A 25,035-nucleotide genomic window follows, 5' to 3' on the forward strand; every position below is an offset into this window, starting at 1 on the left:
GTTGACGGCCCGAAGCAATCCGGCGAAAGCAGGAAAGAAGGGCGCGCAAGCAGCCGGCGGCGCGCAAGACGAAGTGACGCAGGACGTGATCGACAGCGGCGCGCTCGATGCCGCCGCTGAAGCAGCGCTGGCGATCGCGGAAGCGGCTCAACCCGATCAGGCATCACCCGAAGGCGAAGCCGCGGCCGCAGTGCCGCCGACGCCTCCGGTCATCATCGGCGGCCTGCCCGCCCATGCCCTGAAAGATATAGACAAAGCGACGCCGGCACGATCCGGCGCGCGCGCGCAACCGGTGAGCAACACCTCGCCGCAAGCGCAACGTGCTCGCAGCGTAGTTACGGGCGATCCTACTGAGACGAGGAATTCCATGCATCGCGCTACAAAGATTGTTGCCACCATCGGCCCGGCTTCCACGAGCCCTGACATCCTGCTGCAAATGCTGCAGGCGGGTCTCGACGTCGTACGTTTCAACTTCTCGCACGGCACCGCCGACGACCACCGCCAGCGCGCCGAAATCGTCCGCGACGCGGCGCGTCAGGTGGGCCGCGAAGTCGCGATCATGGCGGACCTGCAAGGCCCGAAGATCCGCGTCGGCAAGTTCGAGAACAACAAGACGATGCTCGTCGCGGGCAATCCGTTCATCCTCGACGCCAACTGCCCGCTCGGCAACAACGAACGCTGCGGCCTCGATTACAAGGATCTGCCGCGCGACCTGCGCGCCGGCGACGTGCTGCTGCTCAACGACGGTCTCATCGTGCTCGACGTGACGCGCGTGATCGGCGAGGAAATCCACACGACGGTGAAGGTCGGCGGCGAGCTTTCGAACAACAAGGGCATCAACCGCCAGGGCGGCGGCCTCACCGCGCCCGCGCTGACCGAGAAGGACATGGAGGACATCAAGACGGCGATGTCGCTCGGCGCGGATTTCGTGGCGGTGTCGTTCCCGAAGAACGCAACCGACATGGAAATGGCGCGTCAGCTCGCGAACATCGCGGGCGCGCCGTACGGCATCAAGCCGAAGATGATCGCGAAGATCGAGCGCGCCGAAGCGATTCCGGCGTTGCAGGGCATTCTCGACGCATCGGACGGCATTATGGTCGCGCGCGGCGATCTCGCGGTGGAAGTGGGCAACGCGGCGGTGCCGGCGCTGCAAAAGCGCATGATCCGCATGGCGCGCGAGTCGAACAAGCTCGTGATCACCGCCACGCAGATGATGGAATCGATGATCCACGCGCCCGTGCCGACGCGCGCGGAAGTGTCGGACGTGGCGAACGCCGTGCTCGACGGCACCGACGCCGTGATGCTCTCGGCCGAGACCGCAGCGGGCAAGTATCCGGTGACGACCATCGAAACGATGGCGGCCATCTGCGTCGAAGCGGAGAAGTCGGAGGAGTCGCAGCTCGATCGCGATTTCCTCGACCGCACGTTCACGCGCATCGACCAGTCCATCGCAATGGGCGCGCTCTTCACCGCGTATCACCTGGGCGCGAAGGCCGTGGTCGCGTTGACCGAATCCGGCTCGACGGCGCTGTGGATGTCGCGTCACTGGACGCACGTGCCGATCTTCGCGCTGACGCCGCGCGTGTCGAGCGAGCGCACGATGTCGCTGTACCGCAACGTGACGCCTTTGCACGTCGATACCAACATGGACCGCGACACCGCGCTGAATCAGGCGCTCGAAGTGGTCGTGTCGAAGGGCTATGCGGCGCGCGGCGACATGGTCGTGCTCACCGTCGGCGAGCCGATGGGTCAGGCGGGCGGCACCAACACGCTGAAGATCGTGCGTGTGGGCGATCACTTCTAAGCGTTTTCGGGAAGTCCGGAGCGCCCGCCGCGCGAGCAGCGGCGGGCGCTCATCAAGCGCGCAAGACGACGCAGAGCGATGCGTCAGTCCACGCAACGATAAAGCCGAAAACCGCCCGAGAGCGGAATCGAGCGCGCTGCAGAATTCGTTTCACATCATGGAGTTTCACCACAATGCCTCTCGTATCAATGCGTCAACTGCTGGATCACGCGGCCGAACACGGCTACGGCCTCCCGGCATTCAACGTCAACAATCTGGAACAAGTGCAGGCGATCATGTCGGCGGCGAACGAAGTGAACGCGCCCGTCATCATGCAGGCGTCCGCCGGCGCGCGTAAGTACGCGGGCGAAGCGTTCCTGCGCCATCTGATCGAAGCGGCCGTCGAGTCGTATCCGCATATTCCGGTCGTGATGCATCAGGATCACGGCCAGTCGCCGGCCGTGTGCATGGCCGCGATCCGCTCCGGCTTCACCAGCGTGATGATGGACGGCTCGCTCGAAGCCGACGGCAAGACCGTCGCGTCGTACGAATACAACGTCGCGGTGTCGAAGCAGGTCGTGGAGTTTTCGCATTCGATCGGCGTCACCGTCGAAGCGGAGCTGGGCGTGCTCGGCTCGCTCGAAACGATGAAGGGCGACAAGGAAGACGGCCACGGCGCCGAAGGCACGATGACGCGCGAGCAGCTTCTGACCGACGTCGAGCAGGCCGCCGACTTCGTGAAGCAGACGCAGTGCGATGCGCTGGCAATCGCGATCGGTACGTCGCACGGCGCGTACAAGTTTTCGAAGAAGCCGACGGGCGATATCCTCGCCATCGACCGTATCCGCGAAATCCACCAGCGCATTCCGAACACGCACCTCGTGATGCACGGTTCGTCGTCGGTGCCGCAGGAACTGCTCGCCGAGATCCGCGAGTTCGGCGGCGACATGAAGGAAACCTACGGCGTGCCGGTCGAAGAGATTCAGGAAGGCATCAAGCACGGCGTGCGCAAGGTGAACATCGATACCGATCTGCGCCTCGCGATCACCGGCGCGATCCGCCGCTATCTGTTCGAAAATCCGTCGAAGTTCGATCCGCGCGATTACCTCAAGCCCGCGCGCGAAGCGGCGAAGGAAATCTGCCGTCAGCGCTATATGCAGTTCGGTTGCGAAGGCATGGCGGGCAAGATCAAGCCGGTTTCACTCGACAAGATCGCCGAGAATTACAAGTCCGGCGCGCTCGCGCAGATCGTCAAATGAGCGCGAAATAAGCCTGATCTGAGCCAGGCGTTATTTGTAAAGTAAAATCAACGGGTTCCGGGTTCGGAGCCCGTTCGCTTTTTTTCTCTCTTTCCGCGCTCGAAGGCAAAGTGCGGCGTTCACCATTTCAGAACCCTTCCGGTACATGACGATGTCCACGCTATACGAATCCACGATCAAATCGCTGCCGCTGCTCGGCCGCGGCAAGGTCCGCGACAATTACGCAGTCGGTCAGGACAAGCTCCTGATCGTTACGACCGACCGCCTTTCCGCATTCGATGTCGTCATGGGCGAGCCGATTCCGAACAAGGGCCGCGTGCTGAACACGATGGCCGATTTCTGGTTCGAGAAGCTCGGTCACATCGTGCCGAACCACAACACGGGCATCGATCCTTCGACCGTCGTCGCCGCCGATGAAGTCGGGCAGGTGACGGGCCGCGCGGTCGTCGTGAAGCGGCTCGAACCGATTCTCGTCGAAGCGGTGGTGCGCGGTTATCTCGCGGGCAGCGGCTGGAAGGACTATCAAGCGACGGGCGCGGTGTGCGGCGTCGAGCTGCCGCCGGGCCTGCAGAATGCGCAGAAACTGCCCGAGCCGATTTTCACGCCCGCGGCGAAGGCCGAAATGGGTCATCACGACGAAAACATCACCTACGATGAGATGGAACGCCGCATCGGCACCGAGCTGTCGGCGACGATCAAGCGCATCTCCATCCAGTTGTACAAGGAAGCGGCCGAGTACGCGGCGACGCGCGGCATCATCATCGCGGATACGAAGTTCGAGTTCGGTCTCGACAACAAGGGCGAGCTGTATCTGATGGACGAAGTGCTGACCGCGGATTCCTCGCGCTTCTGGCCCGCCGACGGTTATCAGGTCGGCACGAATCCGCCGTCCTTCGACAAGCAGTTCGTGCGCGACTGGCTCGAAACGCAACCGTGGAAGAAGGAGCCGCCCGCGCCGAAGCTGCCCGACGACGTGATCGCGAAGACGTCGGAAAAGTATCAGGAAGCATTGCAGCGTCTCACTGGCAAGACTTTGTCGTAATTCGATACGTGCCGCTTCCGGGAAGCGGCACGCGCATTTCAAGGGAAAAGGAATGAGCGAAGTACAGACCGGCGCCCACACGCACGAAGCGCCGCTCGTCGGCGTGTTGATGGGCTCCAGCTCCGACTGGGACGTGATGAAGCACGCCGTCGCGATGCTTCAGGAATTCGGCGTGCCGTACGAGGCGAAAGTCGTCTCCGCGCATCGCATGCCGGACGAGATGTTCGCGTACGCCGAAAGTGCGCGTGAGCGCGGCGTGCGCGCGATCATCGCAGGCGCGGGCGGCGCGGCGCATCTGCCGGGCATGCTGGCCGCGAAAACCACCGTGCCGGTGCTCGGCGTGCCGGTGGCGAGCAAGTATCTGAAGGGCGTCGATTCGTTGCACTCGATCGTGCAGATGCCCAAGGGCGTGCCGGTCGCGACCTTCGCCATCGGCGAGGCGGGCGCGGCGAACGCGGCGCTGTTCGCGGTGTCGATGCTGAGCGTCGCCGACGCGAAATACGCCGACGCGCTGGCCGCTTTCCGTGTGAAGCAGAATCAGGCGGCGCGGGACATGGCGCTGCCGCCGCTTTGATGACCCCGCGCGCAGACCGCGCGTCGCGCAATCGCTGATGCCCACAGCCAGCCACCCAAGCCCACGATGAACCCACAAAATTCCCCGATCTCTCCCATCCTGCCGGGCGCATGGCTCGGCATGGTCGGCGGTGGCCAGCTCGGCCGCATGTTCTGCTTCGCCGCGCAATCGATGGGCTATCGCGTCGCCGTCCTCGATCCGGACGAGACGAGCCCCGCCGGCGCCGTCGCGGATCGCCACATCCGCGCCGCCTACGACGACCGCGCCGCGCTCACCGAACTCGGCCGCCTGTGCGCGGCGGTATCGACGGAATTCGAGAACGTGCCGTCCGCGAGCCTCGAATTTCTCGCGTCGTGCACATTCGTGAGTCCGGCCGCGGGCTGCGTGGCGATCGCGCAGGATCGCGTCGCGGAGAAGCGTTTCATCGCGGCAGCGGGCGTGCCGGTCGCGCCGCATGTCGTGATCGAATCGCCGCAGGCGCTCGCCGCGCTGCCCGACGAAAAGATCGCGGCGGTGCTGCCGGGCATTCTCAAGACCGCGCGTCTCGGCTACGACGGCAAGGGACAGGTCAGCGTGCGCAACGTCGCGGACGTGCGCAACGCGTATGCGTCGCTGTCGGGCGTGCCGTGCGTGCTCGAGAAGCGCATGCCGCTCAAGTACGAAGTGTCCGTGCTGATCGCGCGCGGCGGCGACGGCAAGTCGGCGGTGTTCCCGCTCGCGCAGAACGTGCACGTGAACGGCATTCTCGCGAAGACGGTCGTGCCCGCGCCCGATGCGTCGGCTTCGCTCGTCGCGCAGGCGCAGGACGCGGCGCTCACCATCGCCGCGAAGCTCGGCTATGTCGGCGTGCTGTGCGTCGAATTCTTCGTGCTGGAAGACGGCACGCTCATCGCCAATGAAATGGCGCCGCGTCCGCACAATTCCGGCCACTACACGGTCGATGCCTGCGCCACGAGCCAGTTCGAGCAACAGGTCCGCGCGATGACCGGCATGCCGCTCGGCGATACGCGCCAGCATTCGCCCGCCGCGATGCTGAACCTGCTCGGCGATATCTGGTTCGACGGCGACAAGGCCCGCTCGCCCGCATGGACGGAAGTCGCGGCGATGCCGGCCGCGCGGCTGCATCTGTACGGCAAGGAAGATGCGCGCCGGGGCCGTAAGATGGGCCACATCAACTTCACGGCGGCGACGCTCGAGGAAGCGCGCACGGCGGCGCGCGACTGTGCGCGCATGCTGCATATCACGCTCGACTGAGCCTTTGTAGTAGAAGCAATGACCATCATCTATCCGAGCGCGGCGCAGATCGACGAAGCCGCCGCCTTGCTCGACGCGGGCGAACTCGTCGCGTTTCCGACCGAGACGGTCTACGGGCTCGGCGGCGACGCCGAAAATCCGGATGCCATCGCGCGTATTTATGCTGCGAAGGGCCGTCCGGCGAATCATCCGGTGATCGTGCACCTCGCGCCCGAAGCCGATCCGGGCTACTGGGTGCGTGAGCTGCTCGCCGACGCGCAGAAGCTCATCGATGCCTTCTGGCCCGGCCCGTTGACGTTGATTCTCAAGCGCGCGGCGCATATTCCGGCGGCGGTCAGCGGCGGCCAGGATTCGGTGGGCGTACGATGCCCATCGCATCCGGTGGCGCAGCAACTGCTCTCGGCGTTTCATGAGCGGCGGAAGGGCACCGGCAAACAGGGCGGCGTCGCGGGGCCTTCGGCCAACCGCTTCGGTCACGTCAGTCCGACGACCGCGCAGCACGTGCGCGACGAGTTCGGCGGCGCGGTGCATGTGCTCGATGGCGGAGCGGCGGATGTCGGCATCGAATCGACGATTCTGGATCTGTCGCGCGGGTTTCCGGCGCTGCTGCGGCCGGGGCATGTGAGTCCGCGGCAGATCGCGGACGTGATCGGTATTGCGCCGAGGCTGCCGGACGGATCGGATGCCACGGCGCCGCGCGCCTCGGGGACGCTGAAGGCGCACTACGCGCCGCGCACGCCGTTGGCGCTGTTGCCGTTTGCGTCGATCGAGCCGTTACTCGCGGCGTTCGATCGATCGCGTGGCGAAAGAGTTGCGCTGGTGGCCCGACCGTCGAGCGCGGGCGAATGGGCGCATGCGGGACATGTGCATTTCGTCGCCGCGCCGGAAGATCCGCAGACTTATGCGCGCAACTTGTATGGCTTGTTGCGTGCGCTGGATCGGGCGAATGTCGAGCGGATTCTGATCGAGAAACTGCCGGAGACGGTGGAATGGGTCGCGGTGAACGATCGGCTGGGGAGGGCGGCGGCGGCGTTCGAAGAGGAAGCGTGACGCGTCGCTGAACGTTCTTTCGGAAGCGCCAAAACAAAACCGCTCGGCCGATTCGACCGAGCGGTTTGCTTTTCGCGCAGCGCTTCGTACGCTTACTTCCCCAACCCGGACTTCGCAACCACCTGCTCCGCCGCCTGCGCATAGAGCGCACCCAGGTGCGTCGTCGGATGCACGGTGTCCGCGTACATATACGTCTGGTCCGCACCCGCGACGGTCAGGGTCTCCGGCGAACAGAACAGCGAGGTGGCGAACGCTTGCGGATTCGGCTCGCCGAACTTCTGCGCCGCCGCAGCCATCGCTTGCAGATTACAGGCCGTCCCGGTGTTCGACACGGTGAAGCCGAACTGCTGGAAATTCGCCGTGACATTGGCGAGCACCGGCACGATGTCCAGATAGATCACCTTCGACATCAGTCCCGACTGCGTGAGCGCTGCCGCAAGCGCCTGATTGAAGCCAGCCGATGCCTGTGAGAGCAGCGCGCGATTGGCGGCCGAACTCATCATGCCCTGCGGCGTGGTGCCGATGTCCGGCACGTTCGACACCAGTACATGCGTCGCGCCGCTCTGCAGGACTTTGCCGATCACGCCGGCGAGGTCGATTGCCGCTTTGCCGATCGCCGCGCTCGCCTGTGCCGGTGTGATCGCGCCGGCCACGGCCAGCTGGAAGTTATAGAGGATGTCGTTGCCACCGCCGTTGACGATCACGAGCTGATTCGAATTGAAGCTGCCGTGCGCGGTGAGATAGTTCTGCACCTGTTGAACGATCGGCACCGTGAGTGCGCCCGTGTAGTTCGCGGGATCGTTCGACACGTGATTGATCCCGATCGGATTCGTCACGAGCGCGCCGCCCTGCGCATAGCCGAGACCCGCCTGCGTGGCAGGTGGCGTGCCGAAGCCGCCCGTCATCGCGGGCGTGAGCGTATCGCCGTAATACTGCGCGACATTCTGCACCCAGACTTGACCCGGATTCGTCGTGAACCGGCCGCCGCCGAAGTTCGCCGCCGCGACCGGCGCATACGTGCCGACGTCGGAAAGGCTGTCGCCGAACGAAACGACCTGCAGCTTCACGCCGCCCGCTGGCGTGGAATTGTTGTCATCGCCGCCGCCACCGCACGCGGCGATCAGGGCAAAGGCCGCGCTGGCCGTCGCGACTTGGGCAAAGCGCACCAGTGCGGCGCGCGTCGAGCGTTGCTTCTTCATGGACCTCGTCTCCCTTCTTCGGTGTTTTCTAGTTCGATTGCGGCGCCTGACCTTGTGCGGTCCGCACGCCGCGTACCTGCGAGTTTAAGCGATGCCGCACGCCCGCCCCGATGCGCACCCGCACCGGGCCAGCGGCGTGCCCGACAGCGTACACGCCGCGCGCATCTTCCCGGGTGTCACTTCGTAGAAGAAATCTTCGGTCCCTTCGGGCGTCCGTGCCTGGGAGCGGCGCGCTCAGCCGATACCGCGAGCGCCGTTCAATCCGCCGCGCCCGGCTTGCGCGCGCCTTCGTAGACCCATTCGAGCAGCGCATCGTGCGCGGCGCGCGCGGCTTCGGCGCGTGGATCGTTGATGAAGCTCACGACGACATAGCTCTCGCCGTTCGCCGCGCCGACGTAGCCCGCGATCGCCCGCACGTCGCGCAGCGTGCCGGTCTTGATGTGCGCATTGCCGAGCGCGCCCGCATTGGTGAGGCGGTTGCGCATCGTGCCGTCGACGCCCGCGACGGGCAGCGATTCGACGAACACCTGCGCGACCGGACTCGCGTTCGCCGCCATCAGCAGATCGGCGAGCGAGCTCGCGGAGATGTGCTCATCGCGCGAAAGACCCGAGCCGTTGTCGAGCGTCAAGCCGCTCATCGGCAGGGCGCTGCGCTTCAGGAACGCCTGGATCGCCGTTGCCGATTTCGCGGTCGTCGCGGGCGGCTTCGCTTGCGCCGCGCCGATCGTGAGGAACAGGTTGCGCGCCATCACGTTGTTGCTGAACTTGTTGATGTCGCGCACGACGTCCGATAGCACCGGACTCCGATGCGTGCCGACGAGCCGCGCATTCGACGGCGTCGCGCCTTCGCGTGTCGCGCCCTGGAACGTGCCGCCCGCCTGCTTCCAGAGCGCGAGGAAGCCGCCCGCGAAGAACGTCGAGTGATCGAGCGCGGCGACGTTCACCGTGCGCGAGCCGCAACGCAACGGATAGTCGCCGATGAACGATGCCTGCACGAAGCCGCCCTGCGTCTGCGCGACGCTCGGCGACGCCGCCTGGAGCGAGCCGGTACACGCGCCGCGCGTGACGCGCAGTTCGTTGTCGATCTGCAACTGCGCGAGTTGCGGCAGCACGTCGATGGAGACTTGTCCGTCGGGGCTCGGCGTCAGCGTGAAGGACAGCGACTTGAATGCGTACAGCAGCGGGTCCGGGCCGACGTTGTAGGGCGCGGAGTCGTCGTTGTCGAAGGCGGGCAGATCGCGCGTGGAGGCGTCGAAGTAGCGCTTGTCGAGCACGAGCGCGCCGTCGATGCCCGTGATGCCGTTCTTGCGCACCTGCTCGACGAGATCGATCAGTTCTTCCGGCACGAGCTTTGGATCGCCGGTGCCCTGGATATACAGATTGCCGTGCAGGACGCCCTTTGCATCGACTTCGCCGTCGGCATACGCGGTCGTCTTCCAGCGATAGTCCGGGCCGAGCATCGAGAGGCCGGCGTAGGTGGTGACGAGCTTCATCGTCGAGGCGGGCAGCATCGGCTCGTTCGCGTTGACGGAGACGAGCGGCACCGGCGCGCCGACGCGCTGCACGACGACGCTCATCGACGAAAGCGGCACGTGCGCATGCGCGAGCGCCGTCATCACCGATGCGGGCAGCGGACCGGCGGGCACGCTCGCCTTCGCGGCGCGCTCGGCCTTCGCGCGCTTCGACTTGGCCCCGCCGATTGCCGCGCGCTGCGGCGCGTGACCTTGCGAATCGGCCTTCGAGCCGCCACCGCGCGCATTTGCATCGGGAATATGACCGAGCGCGATGCAGGCGAAGGCTGCGGCGAGCGCGAACGAAGAGAGACGGGAGGACACGGAACGAAAAACAGGCGGCATGGACGAGCGTTGTTATTGGGGCTGATGACGGGCGGCGGCGCGCGGGAAGCGGCTATTGTAGACAAGCTGCCTTGCGGAAATCGTACGGATGGAAAATCGCCGGGCGATGCGGAATCGGGCGCGACACGTCGTTGTCTTCCGAAAGTGGACGAGCCGCGCGGTTAAGTCCCGTTTAAGCCTGTGGCGAGCCTGCGCGGCTACAATGGGTCGCGGCTTTGAGGCTGCCCATGTAACCACGAACAGACATGTGCCATGCGAATCCTGCTTGTCGAAGATGACCGGATGATTGCCGAAGGCGTGCGCAAGGCGCTGCGCGCGGACGGCTTCGCAGTCGACTGGGTGCAGGACGGCGAGGCCGCGCTGACCGCAGTCACGGGCGAGTCTTACGACCTGATGCTGCTCGACCTCGGTCTGCCCAAACGCGACGGCCTCGACGTGCTGAAGACATTGCGCGCGCGCGCCAACTCGCTGCCGGTGCTGATCGTCACGGCGCGCGACGCCATCGCGGATCGCGTGAAAGGGCTCGACGCCGGCGCGGATGACTACCTCGTCAAGCCCTTCGATCTCGACGAACTCGGCGCGCGCATGCGTGCGCTCATCCGCCGGCACGCGGGGCGGGGCGAGTCGCTCGTGCGGCACGGTGAGCTGACGCTCGATCCGGTCGGACATCAGGTGACGCTCGCGGGCGCGCCGGTATCGCTGTCGGCGCGTGAGTTCGCGCTGCTCGAAGCGCTGATGGCGCGGCCCGGCGCGGTGCTGTCGAAAAGCCAGCTCGAAGAAAAGATTTACGGCTGGGGCGAGGAAATCGGCAGCAACACCGTCGAGGTGTATATCCATTCGCTGAGAAAGAAGCTCGGCGCCGATCTCATCCGCAACGTGCGTGGCCTCGGCTACATGGTCGCGAAGGACGCCTGATGCGGTCGATCCGCCGGCAATTGCTGATCTGGCTGCTCGCGCTCGTGATCGTCGGCGTGGGCTTTGCAGGATGGCTCATCTACCGGCAGGCGCTCGCGGAAGCCAACGAACTCTTCGATTACCAGTTGCAGCAGATCGCGGCCGCGCTGCCGTCCGAGCCGTTTTCTTCGGTGCTGAGTTCGCGCAGCGAGAGCGACGAGGGCGTCGTCATCCAGATCTGGAATCGCAACGGCGTGCTGATGTACTACTCGCATCCGCGCGTGCCGCTCGCGCCGCACGCCGAACTGGGTTTCTCCACCGAATCCACGCCGCGCGGCGAATGGCGCGTGTATAGCGCGATCGTCGGCGACAACGTCGTGCAGCTCGCGCAGCCGCTGTCGATCCGCAATCGCGTCGCGGCGGGCGTCGCGTGGCGCACGCTGTGGCCGCTCGTGCTGCTGCTGCCGCTGCTCGGGCTCGCGATCTGGGTGATCGTCGGGCTCGGCCTCGCGCCCTTGCAACGCGTGACGCGCGCGCTCGATACGCGTCATCCCGAGGCGCTCGATCCGCTCTCCGATCAACGTCTGCCGCAGGAAGTGCGGCCGGTCGTGCGCGCGTTGAATGCGCTGCTTTCGCGGCTGTCGGCTGCGCTCGATACGCAAAAAGCCTTCGTCGCCGATGCCGCGCATGAACTGCGCACGCCGCTCGCGGCGGTGCAGATTCAGGCGCAGCTCGTCGCGCGCGCGCAGGACGACGAAACGCGCCGCGAGGCGCTTGGGGATCTGCATGAAGGCATCGCGCGCGCCACGCGGCTCGCGGAGCAATTGCTCGCGCTCGCGCGATCGGAGCCGGACGGCAAGGGCGTCGAGACGCAAGTCGATCTGCGGGAACTGCTCGAAGCTTGCGTGCGCGGTTGCGTGCTGGTCGCGCAGGAGCGCGGCGTCGATCTCGGCATCGAGGCGAGCGAGCCGGCGACCGTGAAGGGCGATGCGGATTCGCTGCGCGTGATGTTCAACAATCTCATCGATAACGCGACGAAGTACACGCCCAAAGGTGGACGCGTGGACGTCTGCCTGATGATGCGGGACGGGCGTTCGGTCGTCGAAATCTCCGATACCGGGCCGGGCATTCCGCAAGAAGAACGCGAACGCGTGTTCGACCGGTTCTATCGTGTGGGAGAGGGCGCGAATCGCGCGCGCACCGACGTGGCGGGCAGCGGGCTCGGGCTCGCGATCGTGCGTCGCATCGCGGTTCAGCACGGTGCGGCGGTGTCGCTCGGACAATCGGAAGCGGGCGGGCTCAAGGTCATCGTGACGTTCTGATGCCGCGTTCGAATGGTTTCTCTTCGCGGCAGATCTTTCGGACTTATCTTCTTCGATCGAGCGTTCCCGATCACTAATATCGCTCTTGTTGTTTGAGTGGTCTGGAGCAGGAAGCAGCAGTTGGAAGGTCGCAGTAAAGACGTTGAAGTTGAAGTAGTAGCAACGCAGTTCGAAGTAATGCAGTGAGTTCTACGCAGTGCAGCAGTAGAAGCAAGCCGCAGTACCAAGGGCGTCTGTTCACAGACGCCCTTTTTCGTTTTTTAAGAAAGGATTAAGCGACGCCCCGTAATCTTGCTCCATCGAATCAGCGCGCTCTCCAATAGCGCATCCCCTCGTCAGGAGCACACGATGAAAGCGAAGATCCTCACCCGCAGCGCCGTCGCAGCGGCCGTTGCAGTTGCCTTGTCGGCGGGCTACGTGGCTGGACACAACAACGTGCCGGCGCCGCAGGTCATCGCGCCAGCCGCGGCGGCGATGATGCCCGCCGAAGCCGCAGCAAAAACAGGCATTCCTGACTTTTCCGGTCTCGTCGAAACCTATGGTCCCGCTGTGGTGAACATCAGCGCGAAGCACGTCGTCAAGCAGACGTCGAATCGCCGCGGCCAGAATCAATTGCCGATGGATCCGGACGATCCCCTCTACCAGTTCTTCAAGCGCTTCGGCGGCATGCCCGGCTTCGGCGGCGGCGATGGCGGTCCCGGCGCGGATCGTCCGAGCGAAGGTCTCGGTTCGGGCTTCATCGTGAGCAGCGACGGCTACATCCTGACGAACGCGCATGTCGTCGACAACGCCAACGTCGTCACCGTGAAGCTGACGGACAAGCGCGAATATCGCGCGAAGGTCATCGGCGCCGACAAGCAATCGGATGTCGCCGTGCTGAAGATCGACGCGAAGGATCTGCCGACCGTGAAAATCGGTGATCCCAACGGCAGCAAGGTTGGTCAGTGGGTCGTCGCGATCGGCTCGCCGTACGGCTTCGACAACACCGTGACCTCGGGCATCATCAGCGCGAAGTCGCGCGCGCTGCCCAACGAAAACTACACGCCGTTCATCCAGACCGACGTGCCCGTGAATCCGGGCAACTCGGGCGGCCCGCTTTTCAATCTGCAGGGCGAAGTAATCGGCATCAACTCGATGATCTATTCGCAGACGGGCGGCTTCCAGGGCCTTTCGTTCGCCATCCCGATCAATGAGGCGATCAAGGTCAAGGACGCGCTCATCAAGACGGGGCACGTCGATCGCGGCCGCCTCGGCGTGACGGTGCAGGGCATGAACCAGACGCTCGCGAACTCGTTCGGCATGAAGTCGCCGCAAGGCGCGCTCGTGAGTTCAGTCGAGCCGGGCGGACCGGCCGCGAAGGGCGGGTTGCAGCCGGGCGACGTGATCACCGCGCTGAACGGCGTGCCGGTGACTGATTCGACCTCGCTGCCGTCGCAGGTCGCGGGCCTCTCGCCGGGCACCGCCGCGAAGGTGACGGTGTGGCGCGACAAGGGCGCGAAGGATCTCTCCGTGACGATCGGCGCGCTCAAGGATGCGAAGACCGCGAGCGCGAACACCGGCGGCGACGACAGCGCATCGGCGCAGGACGCGCGGCTGGGCGTCGCGGTGCGCCCGCTCACGCCGGAAGAGAAGCAGAGCGACTCGCTCTCGCGCGGCCTGCTCGTGCAGCAGTCGAACGGCGCGGCGGCGAACGCGGGCATCCAGCCGGGCGATGTGATTCTCGCCGTGAACGGCCAGCCGGTCACGTCGGTGCAACAGTTGAAGTCGATGGTCCAGCGCGCGGGCGACAGCATCGCGCTGCTGATCCAGCGCGACGATGCCCAGATCTTCGTTCCGGTCGATCTCGGCTGACGCGCGTGCGCTGGTCCACGCAATGCGGGCACGAACCATGCTCCACGGTTCCCTGGTGCCCCATCGCGTGAAATCGACGCATCGGGCGTGACGCCGCCGGCTCCCGGGCGCGGCGGCATCGGACTAAGGAGCAGAAACATGACGAGCAAGACCACGGGCAGGCTGGCGGCCGCAGTTCTCGTTGCGGCGATGAGCGCCGGCATGGCGGGCGGGGCCTGGGCGCAGGCATCGGGCGGCACGACGAGCGACATGTCGAGCGCGGGCAACACCAACGGCGGCGGCCTGCCGCAGATTCAGCAGCAAGGCGACGTCTCCTATACGTCCGGCGGCGTGGGGCTCGACGAGTCGCGCGCCTTGTTGCGTGAACAGGCGCACTGGCCACTGTCGCTGCGCTTCACGGGCCCGACCGCCGATTACCTCTCGGGTGTGCACGTACGCATCGTCGATGGCAAGGGCGGCGAAGCGCTTTCCGCCGAGTCGATGGGACCATATATGCTCGTCAAGCTGCCGCCGGGCAGCTATACGGTCTACGCGAAGTACAAGGATCAGGAGAAAAAGCAGGCAGTGACGATCGCCGGGCCCGGCAAGGCCAAGGCGGCGTTCCACTGGAACATTCAGTAAGCGCGGGCGTCCAAAGGGGATACGCCCGGGGCATCGAAAGCGCTCACGCAGAATCGGAAGTTTGTCTCATAATTAAGCCGCGGGCGTCTCGATGACTCGTGGCTTTTTCTTGGGATGTCGGTTTTCACGCGGGAGGGGCAGCACGATGGGCACGGAACTGAACGACGGGCACCAGACGGCGCATCACATCGAGATCACGCTGAATGGCCGCCGCTGCCGCGTGATTCATCAGGGCGTGACCTACGCCGATACACACGCGTCCCTCACGCTCATCGAGCCGGGCGCGGAAAACGTGCACTACTTCCCGCGCGCCGACGTGAACATGGCGCGTCTGGAACGCTCCATCCACACCACGGATTGTCCGATCAAGGGCCAGGCCACGCATTATCATCTGCTGACCGAAGACGGTCCGGTGGAGAACGCCGCGTGGAGCTACGAATCGCCGCTCGACGCCGCCGTGAAAATCAAGGGCTATCTCGCGTTTTACGTTTCGCGTGTCGATCGTATCGACGAAACGTCATAGGCGCGCAGCCGAACAGACACCTCACGCCCGCTCGGCCATAACGAACGCATGCGATCCTTTTGCCGGAGGCTCGAATGGAAGTCACCGATGCATTGTGCGTTCCGCTCGACCCGGCGCATGTCCGGGAGGCGCTCTCCGATCTCGCGCTGCTGCGCGCGAGCCTCGACAATTGCGAGTCGTTCACGCGCACGCCCGGCGGCGAGTATGTCCTCACGCTGACCGTGCCGCTCGGCGCGCTGCGGGCGCGCTACGAGATTCGCGCGCATGCCGCCGGGCGCACGCGTCAGGCGGGGCATGCGGAAAGCGAGATCGCCCAGTCCGACGATGCCGTGTACGCCCGCACGTTGAGTTTCAAGGCGCGCGGCGAGGGCGTCGGCTCCTTGCGCGGACAGATCGCGGTCGCGTTGAATCCGGACGACGACGGCGGCGCCACCTGGATCGAATACACCGTCTGGGCGACGGTATCGGGGCCGCTCGCCGGCCTGCCTGCCCGCCAGATCGAAAATGCGCTGCGCGAAGGCGCCGACGAATTCTTCGCCGAATTCTGCGAAGTGGTGCGCGCGAAGCACGCCTTGCCGTCGATGCGCGCGGCGGGCGAGCGCGCCGAGCGCCGGCACGTGTTCTTGCGGCCGAGCGCGATGTCGGCGGCATTCTCGCGTCGCTCGGGCGCGATGCGCGCGCCGTCCGCCGATGCTCACGCGAGCGGCGTGCTGCGGCATCGTCTGCACGGGCATGCCTTCGGGCATCACGAGCGCGATCATTCCCACGATCCGCATCCGCTCGGCTTGCCCATCTGGGCCTGGGCGGCGATGCTCGTGTGCGTCGCGCTGTTCGCGTATCTCGCGCAGCACATCGGGCTGCAATGACCGGCTACGTCCCGCGAAACGCCCGTCGATAAGCCGACGGCGAAGTCTTCAGCGTCTCCGCAAACTGCTGGCGCAGCGTCGCGCCGGTGCGAAAGCCGCTTCGTTCCGCGATGCGATCGATCGGCAGGTCCGTATCTTCGAGCAAGCGCTGCGCGAGCGCGACACGTTGCCCGACGAGCCACGCGCCGACCGTCGCGCCCGTTGTTTCCCGAAAGCGACGCGTAAAGTTGCGACGGCTCATGGCCATGCGCGCGGCGAGCGCATCGAGCGAATGATCCGTTTGCAGATTGGCGCGCAGCCAGTCGAGCAGTCCGGCGAGCTTTTCGCCGTTCTGGCGCTCGGGAACCGGCTCGTCGATGAACTGCGCCTGCGAGCCCTGCCGATGCGGCGGCACGACGAGCCGCCGCGCGACCTGATTCGCTGCGTGCGAGCCCGCCAGCCTGCGCAGCACGTGCAGGCAGCAATCGAGTCCGGCTGCGGTGCCGGCCGAGGTCGTGATGTTTTCATCGTCGATATAGAGCACGTTCGGATCGAGCCGCACGCGCGGATAGCGCCGCGCGAAATCGTCGGCCCACGCCCAGTGCGTCGTGGCCGCGCGGCCGTCGAGCAGGCCCGCCGCCGCGAGCACATACGAGCCGAGGCACAGCCCGACGACATACGCGCCGCGTGCGTGCGCCGCGCGAAGCGCATCGAGCAGCGCATCGGGCGGCATCTCGTCCGGATCGCGCCAGGACGGCACGATGATCACATCGGCGTCGGCGAGGGCGTCGAGCGAATGCCGGGCCGCGATCGTGAAGCCGGCGGATGTCGCGAGCGCGTGCGGTTCGGCGGCGCAGACGCGAAAGTCGAACGACGGCACGCCAATCCCGCCGCGCTCTTCGCCGAACACGATGCACGGCACCGCGAGATGGAACGGGCTGATGCGGTCGAACGCGACGACAGCGATCGAATGGCGGGTCATGCGCGTTCCGGGAAAACATCGAATAGATGCATTTTGGCCCGATTCCGATGAAAGTTGGCGATCGGGCCACTTCTGGACATCGCGCGGGCGCGGCGACAATGCTTCGACTATCCACGAAGGAGCTGACCATGCCGCGCCGCGCCCTGATCGTCATCGATGTGCAGAACGAGTACGTCGATGGGAACCTGCTGATCGAATATCCCGATGTGAACGTGTCGCTTGCGAATATCGCGCGCGCGATGGATGCCGCCGAAAAGCACGGCGTGCCGGTGGTCGTCGTGCAGAATTTCGCGCCGGCGAGCGCGCCGATCTTCGCGCGCGGCTCCGCGATGGCCGAGCTGCACGAAACGGTGGCGTCGCGGCCGCGCGCGCATTACGTCGAGAAATCGCTGCCGAGCGCGTTCGCCGGCACCGATCTCGCCGACTGGCTGACGGCGCAGGACATCGACACGATCGTGATCGCCGGCTACATGACCCACAACTGCGACGACTCGACCGTCAAGCACGCGGTGCATGCCGGCCTCGCGGTGGAATTCCTCGTGGATGCGACCGGCGCCGTGCTCTACGAAAACAGCGCGGGCCGTGCGAGTGCGGAAGAGATTCACCGCGTGTTCACGGTGGTGATGCAGTCGCGTTTCGCCACCGTGCTCGCTACGGACGACTGGATCAGCGCGCTGGAAAGCGGCGAGCCGCCCGCGCGCGACAACATCTACGCGTCGAACCAGCGAGCACGCGCCGCGAATTCAGGTCGTTAAGAGGAGGGCCGGGCTGCAACGCAGCGCGTCGAAGCACGCGTCGATGAGCGCTTCGGCATCGCGCTCCGGATGGACGAGGTCCGGCAGCATCAGCGAATCATGCAGGATGCCGGTGAACAGGCAGTGAAGCATGGTCGTCGCACGGTTCGTGTCGAGCGTCGCGGGAAGCTGCTTTTTTTCGACGGCGTTGCGCAGCGCGCGCTCGATGCGCTCCATGCCGTCGCGCATGTTGTTCTGATGCCGCTCGCGCACCGGTCCCATTTCCTCGACGAACTCGCATTTCAGAAAGAGGATGTCGAAGACGCGGCGGCGCTGCTCGTCGGTCGTGATGTTGCGCATGCACCAGGCGAACAGCTCCCGAAGGCGCGTGAGCGGGTCTTCTTCCTTGCCGTCGAGCGTGGTTGCGACGAGCTCGTCGAGCGGCAGCAGGCTGCGGTCGAACATCGCGTTGAAGAGATCGCCCTTGTTGGCGAAATGCCAGTAAATCGCGCCGCGCGTCACGCCCGCCGCCTGCGCGATATCCGCGAGCGTCGTGCGCGATACGCCTTTCTCATAGAAGACGCGCTCGGCCGCGTCGAGAACTCGATTGCGCGTCGCCTGCGCTTCTTCCTTGGTTCTTCTGACCATATCGTGCGGCCTTTTCGGGCCGTCTGCTCCTGCTCTTGCTGCCGTTGAACGGGCGCGTCGCGCGCCCCTTGTCTAAGGTTGGCCGACCGAAGTCGGACGCCTGAACGAGTTGTTTCTCGCTTCAAATGGGGATAAACGTGTACGCGTTTATACATTCATCCACGAATGTATATACAATACCACCCGTCCACCGATATTCACAAATTTCAGCCGCGGGCGAGCAGATTCCGAATTAAGCTTTCGTTTCCATTGCGCGTTCGGCCTTCCTTGGGCCACTGGCGGCGCTTCAGAGCGTCGCGCACGTGCATGAAATGCCGGCCGCTGGCCGGCGTCGCCGCTCAATCGTCGGATAAGTTTTGTTTATTGGAAGCGTCCTGAAGGACGCTCGTGCGCGGCATTGCCCGGGGAAGGCCGCCGCGCACTTACTTCACTCTCAGTCTTAGACAGAGGTCGCTCCATGCGCGTCGAACGGATTCCACTCCGCTTACTCACCGCCGCGACGGCTGCCGTGTTCCTGGCAGCGTGCGGGCAAAAACAATCAGCGCCTCCGCCGCAAACGCCCGAAGTGGGCACCGTCACCGTGCAGCCGACGAGCGTGCCGGTCGTCGTCGATTTGCCGGGCCGCACCAACGCCTACCTCGTCGCGCAAGTGCGCGCCCGGGTCGATGGCATCGTGCTGCGCCGTGAATTCACGGAAGGCTCCGAAGTCAAGGCCGGCCAGCGGCTCTACAAGATCGATCCGGCGCCGTACATCGCCGCGCTGAACAACGCGAAGGCGACGCTGGCGAAGGCGCAGGCGAACGTCGCGTCGCAGAACGCGCTCGTGTCGCGCTACAAGATCCTCGTCGCGGCCAACGCGGTGTCGAAGCAGGACTACGACAACGCCGTGGCATCGCAAGGCCAGGCCGTGGCGGATGTCGCCGCGGGCAAGGCATCGGTCGATACCGCGCAGATCAACCTCGGCTACACCGATGTCGTCTCGCCGATCACCGGCCGCACCGGCCTGTCGCAGGTCACGCCGGGCGCGTATGTGCAGGCGAGCGCCGCGACGCTCTTGACCACCGTGCAGCAGCTCGATCCGATCTACGTCGACCTGACGCAATCGAGCGTCGAAGGCCTGCAACTGCGCAGGCAGATCCAGGAAGGCCGCCTGCAGACCGAAGGCATCCACGCCGCGAAGGTCACGCTCGTGCTCGAAGACGGCCGCACCTACACCGAGCAGGGCAAGCTGCAGTTCTCCGACGTGAGCGTCGACCAGAGCACCGGCTCCGTGACCGTGCGCGCGATCTTCCAGAACAAGGACCGCGTGCTCCTTCCGGGCATGTTCGTGCGCGCGCGCATTCAGGAAGGCGTGAACGATCACGCGCTCGTCGTGCCGCAGATCGGCGTCACGCATGACCAGAAGGGCACGCCGACCGCGCTCGTCGTCAACAAGGACGATAAGGTCGAACTGCGCCAGCTCGTCACGAGCGCGACCTACGGCAACAACTGGGTGGTCGACAGCGGCCTGAACCCGGGCGATCGGGTGATCGTGAATGGCGTGGAAAAGGCGAAGCCCGGCATGCAGGTGAAGCCGGTCGACGCGAAATTCCCGTATCCGGCATCGGACGCGCAGGCAGCGCAGGCGCCGGGCGCATCGGGCGCGCAGGGCGCCGCCGCCGCTCCGGCGAACGCAAGCGGCGCGAGTGGTGCGCAGGCAGCATCGGCCGCTTCGGGCGCGCAATAAAAGGGAGCCTGTTACATGGCAAAGTTTTTTATCGATCGACCGATCTTCGCGTGGGTGATCGCCATCATCCTGATGCTGGCGGGGATGGCGTCGATCTTCACGCTGCCGGTCGCGCAGTATCCGACGATCGCGCCGCCTGCGATCCAGATCAGCGCGACGTATCCGGGCGCATCCGCGAGCACCGTCGAAAACACGGTGACGCAGGTGATCGAGCAGCAGATGACCGGCCTCGATCACTTGCTGTATCTGTCGTCGACATCGGATGACTCGGGCACGGCGACCGTCACGCTGACGTTCGCGGCGGGCACGAACCCCGACATCGCGCAGGTGCAGGTGCAGAACAAGCTGCAGCTCGCCACGCCGCTCCTGCCGCAGGTCGTGCAGCAGCTCGGCACGAAGGTCACGAAATCGAGTTCGAGCTTCCTGCTCGTGCTCGCGTTCGTGTCCGAAGACGGCAGCATGAGCAAGTACGACCTCGCGAACTACGTGGCGTCGAACGTGGCGGATCCGCTCTCGCGTATCGACGGTGTCGGTACGACGACACTGTTCGGCTCGCAGTACGCGATGCGCGTCTGGCTCGATGCGACCAAGCTCACGAACTACGCGCTCACGCCCGTGGACGTGAAGAACGCCATCAACAATCAGAACGTGCAGGTGGCGGCGGGCGGTCTCGGCGGCACGCCGGCGGTGGCGGGGCAGATGCTGCAGGCGACCATCACCGAAGCGACGCTGCTGCGCACGCCCGAGCAGTTCGGCAACATCCTGCTGAAGGTGAATCAGGACGGCTCGCAAGTGCGGCTGAAGGATGTCGCGAAGATCGACCTCGGCGGCGAAAACTACAACTTCGACACGAAGTACAACGGGCAGCCGACGGCGGGCTTCGGTATCCAGCTCGCGACGGGCGCGAACGCGCTCGCCACGGCAAAGGCGGTCCGGGCCAAGATCGACGACCTCTCGAAGTACTTCCCGCACGGCCTCGTCGTGAAGTATCCGTATGACACGACGCCGTTCGTGCGCCTGTCGATCGAGGAAGTGGTCAAGACGCTGATCGAAGGTATCGTGCTCGTGTTCCTCGTGATGTATCTGTTCCTGCAGAACCTGCGGGCGACGATCATCCCGACGATCGCGGTGCCGGTCGTTCTGCTCGGCACGTTCGCGATCATGTCGGCGGTGGGTTTCTCGATCAACGTGCTGTCGATGTTCGGCCTCGTGCTGGCGATCGGTCTGCTCGTGGACGATGCGATAGTGGTCGTGGAAAACGTCGAGCGGGTGATGTCCGAGGAGCATTTATCGCCGCGCGAGGCGACCCGCAAGGCGATGGACCAGATCACCGGCGCGCTGATCGGCGTGGCGCTCGTGCTGTCGGCGGTGTTCGTGCCGGTGGCGTTCTCGGGCGGCTCGGTCGGCGCCATTTACCGGCAGTTCTCGCTGACCATCGTCGCGGCGATGGTGCTGTCCGTGATGGTCGCGCTGATTCTCACGCCGGCGCTGTGCGCGACGATCCTGAAGCCGCATCCGGAAGGGCATCAGCCCGAGAAGAAGGGCTTTTTCGGCTGGTTCAACCGCACCTTCAACAAGAGCCAGGCGAAGTACCACAGCGGCGTGCAGCACGTGATCCGGCGCTCGGGCCGCTGGCTGATCATCTATATCGTGGTGATCGTCGCGGTGGGCATGCTGTTCCTTCGTCTGCCGAAGTCGTTCCTGCCTGACGAAGACCAGGGCACGATGTTCGTGCTCGTGCAGGCGCCGGCCGGTTCCACGCAGGAATACACGGCGCATGTGCTGAAGGACGTGCAGGAGTATCTGCTGAAGGACGAGAAGGCGATCGTCGAATCGGTGTTCACGGTGAACGGCTTCTCGTTCGCGGGCCGCGGCCAGAACTCCGGTCTCGTGTTCGTGCGGATGAAGGAATATGCGGACCGGCAGCACAGCGACCAGAAGGTGCAGGCGCTCGTCGGGCGGATGTTCATGCACTTCGCGCCCTACAAGGACGCGATGATCTTCCCGGTCAATCCGCCTTCGATTCCCGAACTCGGCACCGCGGCGGGCTTCGACTTCGAGCTGCAGGATCGCGGGGGCCTCGGCCACGCGAAGCTGATGGAAGCGCGCAACATGCTGCTCGGCATGGCATCGAAGGACGCGACGCTCGCGCAGGTTCGTCCGAACGGCCTGAACGACACGCCGCAGTTCAAGGTGAACATCGACCGCGAGAAGGCCAACGCGCTCGGCGTCGCGATTTCGGACATCGACCAGACGTTCTCGATCGCCTGGGCGTCGCAGTACGTGAACAACTTCCTCGACGTCGATAACCGGATCAAGAAGGTCTACGTGCAGGGCGACGGTCCGTTCCGCATGAATCCGGAAGACATCAACAAGTGGTACGTGCGCAATGGCGCCGGAACGATGGTGCCGTTCGGCGCGTTCGCGACCGGCAACTGGACCTTCGGGTCGCCGAAGCTCGAGCGTTACAACGGCATCTCGGCGGTGGAAATCCAGGGCGCGGCAGCACCCGGCAAGTCGACCGGCCAGGCGATGACGGCGATGGAAGCGATCGCGGCGAAGCTGCCGGCGGGTATCGGCTACGAGTGGACGGGTCTGTCGTATCAGGAACGCCAGTCGGGTTCGCAGGCGCCGATCCTGTACGGCATCTCGATCCTCGTCGTGTTCCTGTGTCTCGCGGCGCTGTACGAAAGCTGGTCGATTCCGTTCTCGGTCATCATGGTCGTGCCGCTCGGCGTGCTCGGGGCGCTGCTCGCCGCCACGCTGCGCGGTCTGGAGAACGACGTGTTTTTCCAGGTCGGCCTGTTGACGACGGTGGGCCTGTCGGCGAAAAACGCGATTCTGATCGTGGAATTCGCGCGCGAGTTGCGCATCCAGGGCATGTCGACCGTGGAAGCGGCGATGGAAGCGGCGCGCCTGCGGTTGCGCCCGATCCTGATGACGTCGCTCGCGTTCATTCTCGGCGTGATGCCGCTCGCGATCAGTAACGGCGCGGGCTCGGCGAGCCAGCACGCGATCGGCACCGGCGTGATCGGCGGCATGTTGACCGCGACCTTCCTTGCCATTTTCATGATCCCGATGTTCTTCGTCGTGATCTCGAAATTCAGCAAGAGCAAGGACGTGCCGTCGCCGGGGACATCGGGCGATATCGAAGGTCCGCATGGCGGCTCGCAGAATGGCTCCCGATAAGGAAGGACATAGAAATGCTTAAACATTCCTTGATCGCGGCCGCCGTAGCGGTATTCGCCGCGGGTTGCACGCTCCAGCCGAAATACGAGCAGCCGGCGGCGCCCGTCACGCAGACGTTTCCGGAAGGCGGCGTGTACGCGCACCAGCCGGACGCGTCGTCGTCGGCGAGCAATGGCCGCAGCGCGAACGGGCAGAGCGCGCCGGAGATCGGCTGGCGCGATTTCTTCGCCGATGCGCGTCTGCAGAAGATCGTCGAGCTCGCGCTGAAGAACAATCGCGACTTGCGCGTCTCGGTGCTCAACGTCGAGGCGGCGCGCGCGCAGTATCAGATCACGCGCGCCGGCCTGTTCCCGACGCTCGACGCAGCCGCGTCGCAGAGCAAGCAGCGCACGCCGCGCAATCTGTCGTTCTTCGACCAGACGATCTCGAACACGTATTCGGTCGGCCTGAACGCGTCGTGGGAAATCGACTTCTTCGGGCGCATCCGCAGCCTGAAGGATCAGGCGCTCGCGCAATATCTGTCGACTGCCGAATCGCGCAAGGCGGCGGAGATCGCGCTGGTGTCGTCGGTGGCAGATCAGTATCTGACGATGATCGCCTACGACGATCAGCTCACCGTCACGCTGAACACGCTGAAGACGGCGCAGGAGTCGTTCCGTATCACGAAGCTGCAGTACGACAACGGCACGGGCACCGAACTGGACTTGCGCCAGTCGGAAGGCGTCGTCGAAGAGGCGCAGGCGAATCTGCAAACGCAGTCGCGTTTGCGCGCGCAGGCGGAAAACGCGCTGGTGCTGCTCGTGGGCGAACCGTTGCCCGCGGACCTGCCGCCCGGCATGCCGCTCGACACGCAGAACCTGCTGTCGGACATTCCGGCGGGCCTGCCGTCCGATCTCCTGACGCGCCGTCCCGATATCGCGGCGGCGGAGCAGTCGCTGCTCGCGGCCAACGCGAACATCGGCGCGGCGCGTGCGGCGTTCTTCCCGCGCGTTTCGCTGACGGGCAGCTTCGGCACGCTGTCGCCGACGCTCGGCGGTCTGTTCAAGCCCGGTTCGGCTGCGTGGTCGTTCGCACCGCAGATCACGGTGCCGATCTTCGAGGGCGGCCAGAACAAGGCCAATCTCGATCTCGCGAACGTGCAGAAGCGCATCGAGATCGCCAACTACGAGAAGGCGATCCAGACCGCGTTCCGCGAAGTCGCGGACGGCCTCGCGGCACGCGGCACGTTCGACGAGCAGATCAAGTCGCTCGAGCGCTTCGTGAATTCGCAGAGCCGGCGTCTGGAGTTGTCGGACTTGCGTTATCGCAATGGCGTGGACAGCTATCTCGCGGTGCTGACCGCGCAGACGGCGCTGTACGAAGCGCAGCAGTTGCTGATCACGGCGCGGCTGAATCGCCTCACCAACCTCGTCGATCTGTATCAGTTCATGGGCGGCGGATGGATCGAGCGTGCCGGCGAAGCGCCGCGCCCCGCCGATGCGCCGGTCGACTACGGCTCGCAGAGCGCGCCGCCGCAGCCGGCCTCGGCGCCCGCGGCGAGTTGATCCGCCCGACGTGATGCAAACGAAGCCCGGCCACGCGCCGGGCTTTTTCTTGGTGCGCCGAGCATGCACAACAGCTTGGGGGTGCGAGTCCCCTGTCCAACCTGATGGTGGTGAAGGACTAGCGAAACGCAAGGGCGTT

General features: G+C 65.2%; 20 protein-coding genes. 16 read left to right on the forward strand and 4 right to left on the reverse strand.

All coding sequences use genetic code 11. The features are described from left to right. Position 1 precedes the first annotated feature (1 nt). From pyk to PQR08_RS13345, 6 genes are all read left to right on the forward strand, one after another. On the forward strand, positions 2–1,804 hold the full coding sequence (gene pyk / locus PQR08_RS13320; protein ID WP_408161389.1) for a pyruvate kinase: 1,803 nt from the start codon (positions 2–4) through the stop codon (positions 1,802–1,804). A gap of 173 nt (positions 1,805–1,977) precedes the next feature. Continuing rightward, on the forward strand, positions 1,978–3,042 hold the full coding sequence (gene fba, locus PQR08_RS13325) for a class II fructose-bisphosphate aldolase (RefSeq protein WP_408161390.1): 1,065 nt from the start codon (positions 1,978–1,980) through the stop codon (positions 3,040–3,042). Between the two features lie 151 nt (positions 3,043–3,193). After that, entirely contained in the window at positions 3,194–4,084 is an 891-nt protein-coding gene (locus PQR08_RS13330) for a phosphoribosylaminoimidazolesuccinocarboxamide synthase (protein ID WP_187607595.1), read from the forward strand. Between the two features lie 52 nt (positions 4,085–4,136). Continuing rightward, on the forward strand, positions 4,137–4,658 hold the full coding sequence (purE, locus tag PQR08_RS13335; RefSeq protein WP_187607596.1) for a 5-(carboxyamino)imidazole ribonucleotide mutase: 522 nt from the start codon (positions 4,137–4,139) through the stop codon (positions 4,656–4,658). Positions 4,659–4,724: 66 nt separating this feature from the next. After that, a complete protein-coding gene (locus PQR08_RS13340; RefSeq protein WP_238209864.1) occupies positions 4,725–5,912 on the forward strand; it encodes a 5-(carboxyamino)imidazole ribonucleotide synthase in 1,188 nt (395 codons plus the stop codon). Positions 5,913–5,930: 18 nt separating this feature from the next. Further along, positions 5,931–6,962, forward strand: coding sequence for an L-threonylcarbamoyladenylate synthase (locus PQR08_RS13345; RefSeq protein WP_408161391.1), 1,032 nt, complete (start codon positions 5,931–5,933; stop codon positions 6,960–6,962). A 92-nt stretch (positions 6,963–7,054) separates the two neighbouring features. On the opposite strand, the gene PQR08_RS13350 is transcribed toward PQR08_RS13345, so the two are convergent. Further along, positions 7,055–8,161: an SGNH/GDSL hydrolase family protein gene (locus PQR08_RS13350; protein ID WP_238284882.1), complete on the reverse strand. Its 1,107-nt coding sequence runs from the start codon at positions 8,159–8,161 to the stop codon at positions 7,055–7,057. Between the two features lie 257 nt (positions 8,162–8,418). After that, entirely contained in the window at positions 8,419–10,017 is a 1,599-nt protein-coding gene (gene dacB, locus PQR08_RS13355) for a D-alanyl-D-alanine carboxypeptidase/D-alanyl-D-alanine endopeptidase (protein ID WP_408161392.1), read from the reverse strand. Between the two features lie 252 nt (positions 10,018–10,269). Between dacB and PQR08_RS13360 the strand changes: the two genes are divergently transcribed. From PQR08_RS13360 to PQR08_RS13385, 6 genes are all read left to right on the forward strand, one after another. Continuing rightward, a complete protein-coding gene (locus tag PQR08_RS13360; protein ID WP_035497832.1) occupies positions 10,270–10,932 on the forward strand; it encodes a response regulator in 663 nt (220 codons plus the stop codon). Then, positions 10,932–12,233 carry an ATP-binding protein gene (locus PQR08_RS13365; protein WP_238284873.1) on the forward strand — a complete coding sequence of 434 codons (1,302 nt, stop codon included), beginning with the start codon at positions 10,932–10,934 and terminating at the stop codon, positions 12,231–12,233. Before PQR08_RS13360 ends, PQR08_RS13365 begins: the two co-directional genes overlap by 1 nt. A gap of 348 nt (positions 12,234–12,581) precedes the next feature. Then, positions 12,582–14,084 carry a DegQ family serine endoprotease gene (locus tag PQR08_RS13370; RefSeq protein WP_408161393.1) on the forward strand — a complete coding sequence of 501 codons (1,503 nt, stop codon included), beginning with the start codon at positions 12,582–12,584 and terminating at the stop codon, positions 14,082–14,084. A gap of 138 nt (positions 14,085–14,222) precedes the next feature. Continuing rightward, entirely contained in the window at positions 14,223–14,705 is a 483-nt protein-coding gene (locus PQR08_RS13375; RefSeq protein ID WP_371880143.1) for a carboxypeptidase regulatory-like domain-containing protein, read from the forward strand. A gap of 145 nt (positions 14,706–14,850) precedes the next feature. Continuing rightward, a complete protein-coding gene (locus PQR08_RS13380; RefSeq protein ID WP_238209870.1) occupies positions 14,851–15,228 on the forward strand; it encodes a DUF427 domain-containing protein in 378 nt (125 codons plus the stop codon). Positions 15,229–15,302: 74 nt separating this feature from the next. Next, positions 15,303–16,094 carry an SRPBCC family protein gene (locus PQR08_RS13385; RefSeq protein WP_250483124.1) on the forward strand — a complete coding sequence of 264 codons (792 nt, stop codon included), beginning with the start codon at positions 15,303–15,305 and terminating at the stop codon, positions 16,092–16,094. A gap of 4 nt (positions 16,095–16,098) precedes the next feature. On the opposite strand, the gene PQR08_RS13390 is transcribed toward PQR08_RS13385, so the two are convergent. Then, positions 16,099–17,055 (reverse strand): helix-turn-helix domain-containing protein, encoded by a 957-nt coding sequence (locus PQR08_RS13390; protein ID WP_408161394.1) that lies wholly within the window; start codon positions 17,053–17,055, stop codon positions 16,099–16,101. A 122-nt stretch (positions 17,056–17,177) separates the two neighbouring features. On the opposite strand from PQR08_RS13390, the gene PQR08_RS13395 reads away from it, so the two are divergent. Beyond that, on the forward strand, positions 17,178–17,810 hold the full coding sequence (locus PQR08_RS13395; RefSeq protein ID WP_408161401.1) for a cysteine hydrolase family protein: 633 nt from the start codon (positions 17,178–17,180) through the stop codon (positions 17,808–17,810). Here the strand turns inward: PQR08_RS13395 and PQR08_RS13400 are convergent. Then, positions 17,799–18,437: a TetR family transcriptional regulator gene (locus PQR08_RS13400; RefSeq protein ID WP_408161395.1), complete on the reverse strand. Its 639-nt coding sequence runs from the start codon at positions 18,435–18,437 to the stop codon at positions 17,799–17,801. The two genes, PQR08_RS13395 and PQR08_RS13400, sit on opposite strands and share 12 nt — an antisense overlap. A gap of 457 nt (positions 18,438–18,894) precedes the next feature. Here PQR08_RS13400 and PQR08_RS13405 point away from each other — a divergent pair, with 457 nt between their 5' ends. The 3 genes from PQR08_RS13405 to PQR08_RS13415 are packed head-to-tail and all read left to right on the forward strand — an operon-like array spanning position 18,895 to position 24,896. Next, positions 18,895–20,163: an efflux RND transporter periplasmic adaptor subunit gene (locus PQR08_RS13405; RefSeq protein ID WP_408161396.1), complete on the forward strand. Its 1,269-nt coding sequence runs from the start codon at positions 18,895–18,897 to the stop codon at positions 20,161–20,163. 15 nt (positions 20,164–20,178) lie between these two features. Then, entirely contained in the window at positions 20,179–23,352 is a 3,174-nt protein-coding gene (locus PQR08_RS13410) for an efflux RND transporter permease subunit (protein ID WP_187607609.1), read from the forward strand. A 14-nt stretch (positions 23,353–23,366) separates the two neighbouring features. Continuing rightward, positions 23,367–24,896 carry an efflux transporter outer membrane subunit gene (locus PQR08_RS13415; protein WP_187607610.1) on the forward strand — a complete coding sequence of 510 codons (1,530 nt, stop codon included), beginning with the start codon at positions 23,367–23,369 and terminating at the stop codon, positions 24,894–24,896. Positions 24,897–25,035: the final 139 nt, after the last annotated feature.

The sequence above is a fragment of the Caballeronia jiangsuensis genome (genome assembly GCF_046030135.1).
Lineage (GTDB): Bacteria > Pseudomonadota > Gammaproteobacteria > Burkholderiales > Burkholderiaceae > Caballeronia > Caballeronia jiangsuensis.

Bases quoted from the DNA above. Each gene is read 5' to 3' on its own strand.
- fba (WP_408161390.1), top strand. From the start codon at position 1,978: ATGCCTCTCGTATCAATGCGTCAACTGCTGGATCACGCGGCCGAACAC.
- PQR08_RS13330 (WP_187607595.1), top strand. From the start codon at position 3,194: ATGTCCACGCTATACGAATCCACGATCAAATCGCTGCCGCTGCTCGGC.
- purE (WP_187607596.1), top strand. From the start codon at position 4,137: ATGAGCGAAGTACAGACCGGCGCCCACACGCACGAAGCGCCGCTCGTC.
- PQR08_RS13340 (WP_238209864.1), top strand. From the start codon at position 4,725: ATGAACCCACAAAATTCCCCGATCTCTCCCATCCTGCCGGGCGCATGG.
- PQR08_RS13345 (WP_408161391.1), top strand. From the start codon at position 5,931: ATGACCATCATCTATCCGAGCGCGGCGCAGATCGACGAAGCCGCCGCC.
- PQR08_RS13350 (WP_238284882.1), bottom strand. From the start codon at position 8,161: ATGAAGAAGCAACGCTCGACGCGCGCCGCACTGGTGCGCTTTGCCCAA.
- dacB (WP_408161392.1), bottom strand. From the start codon at position 10,017: ATGCCGCCTGTTTTTCGTTCCGTGTCCTCCCGTCTCTCTTCGTTCGCG.
- PQR08_RS13360 (WP_035497832.1), top strand. From the start codon at position 10,270: ATGCGAATCCTGCTTGTCGAAGATGACCGGATGATTGCCGAAGGCGTG.
- PQR08_RS13365 (WP_238284873.1), top strand. From the start codon at position 10,932: ATGCGGTCGATCCGCCGGCAATTGCTGATCTGGCTGCTCGCGCTCGTG.
- PQR08_RS13370 (WP_408161393.1), top strand. From the start codon at position 12,582: ATGAAAGCGAAGATCCTCACCCGCAGCGCCGTCGCAGCGGCCGTTGCA.
- PQR08_RS13375 (WP_371880143.1), top strand. From the start codon at position 14,223: ATGACGAGCAAGACCACGGGCAGGCTGGCGGCCGCAGTTCTCGTTGCG.
- PQR08_RS13380 (WP_238209870.1), top strand. From the start codon at position 14,851: ATGGGCACGGAACTGAACGACGGGCACCAGACGGCGCATCACATCGAG.
- PQR08_RS13385 (WP_250483124.1), top strand. From the start codon at position 15,303: ATGGAAGTCACCGATGCATTGTGCGTTCCGCTCGACCCGGCGCATGTC.
- PQR08_RS13390 (WP_408161394.1), bottom strand. From the start codon at position 17,055: ATGACCCGCCATTCGATCGCTGTCGTCGCGTTCGACCGCATCAGCCCG.
- PQR08_RS13400 (WP_408161395.1), bottom strand. From the start codon at position 18,437: ATGGTCAGAAGAACCAAGGAAGAAGCGCAGGCGACGCGCAATCGAGTT.
- PQR08_RS13405 (WP_408161396.1), top strand. From the start codon at position 18,895: ATGCGCGTCGAACGGATTCCACTCCGCTTACTCACCGCCGCGACGGCT.
- PQR08_RS13410 (WP_187607609.1), top strand. From the start codon at position 20,179: ATGGCAAAGTTTTTTATCGATCGACCGATCTTCGCGTGGGTGATCGCC.
- PQR08_RS13415 (WP_187607610.1), top strand. From the start codon at position 23,367: ATGCTTAAACATTCCTTGATCGCGGCCGCCGTAGCGGTATTCGCCGCG.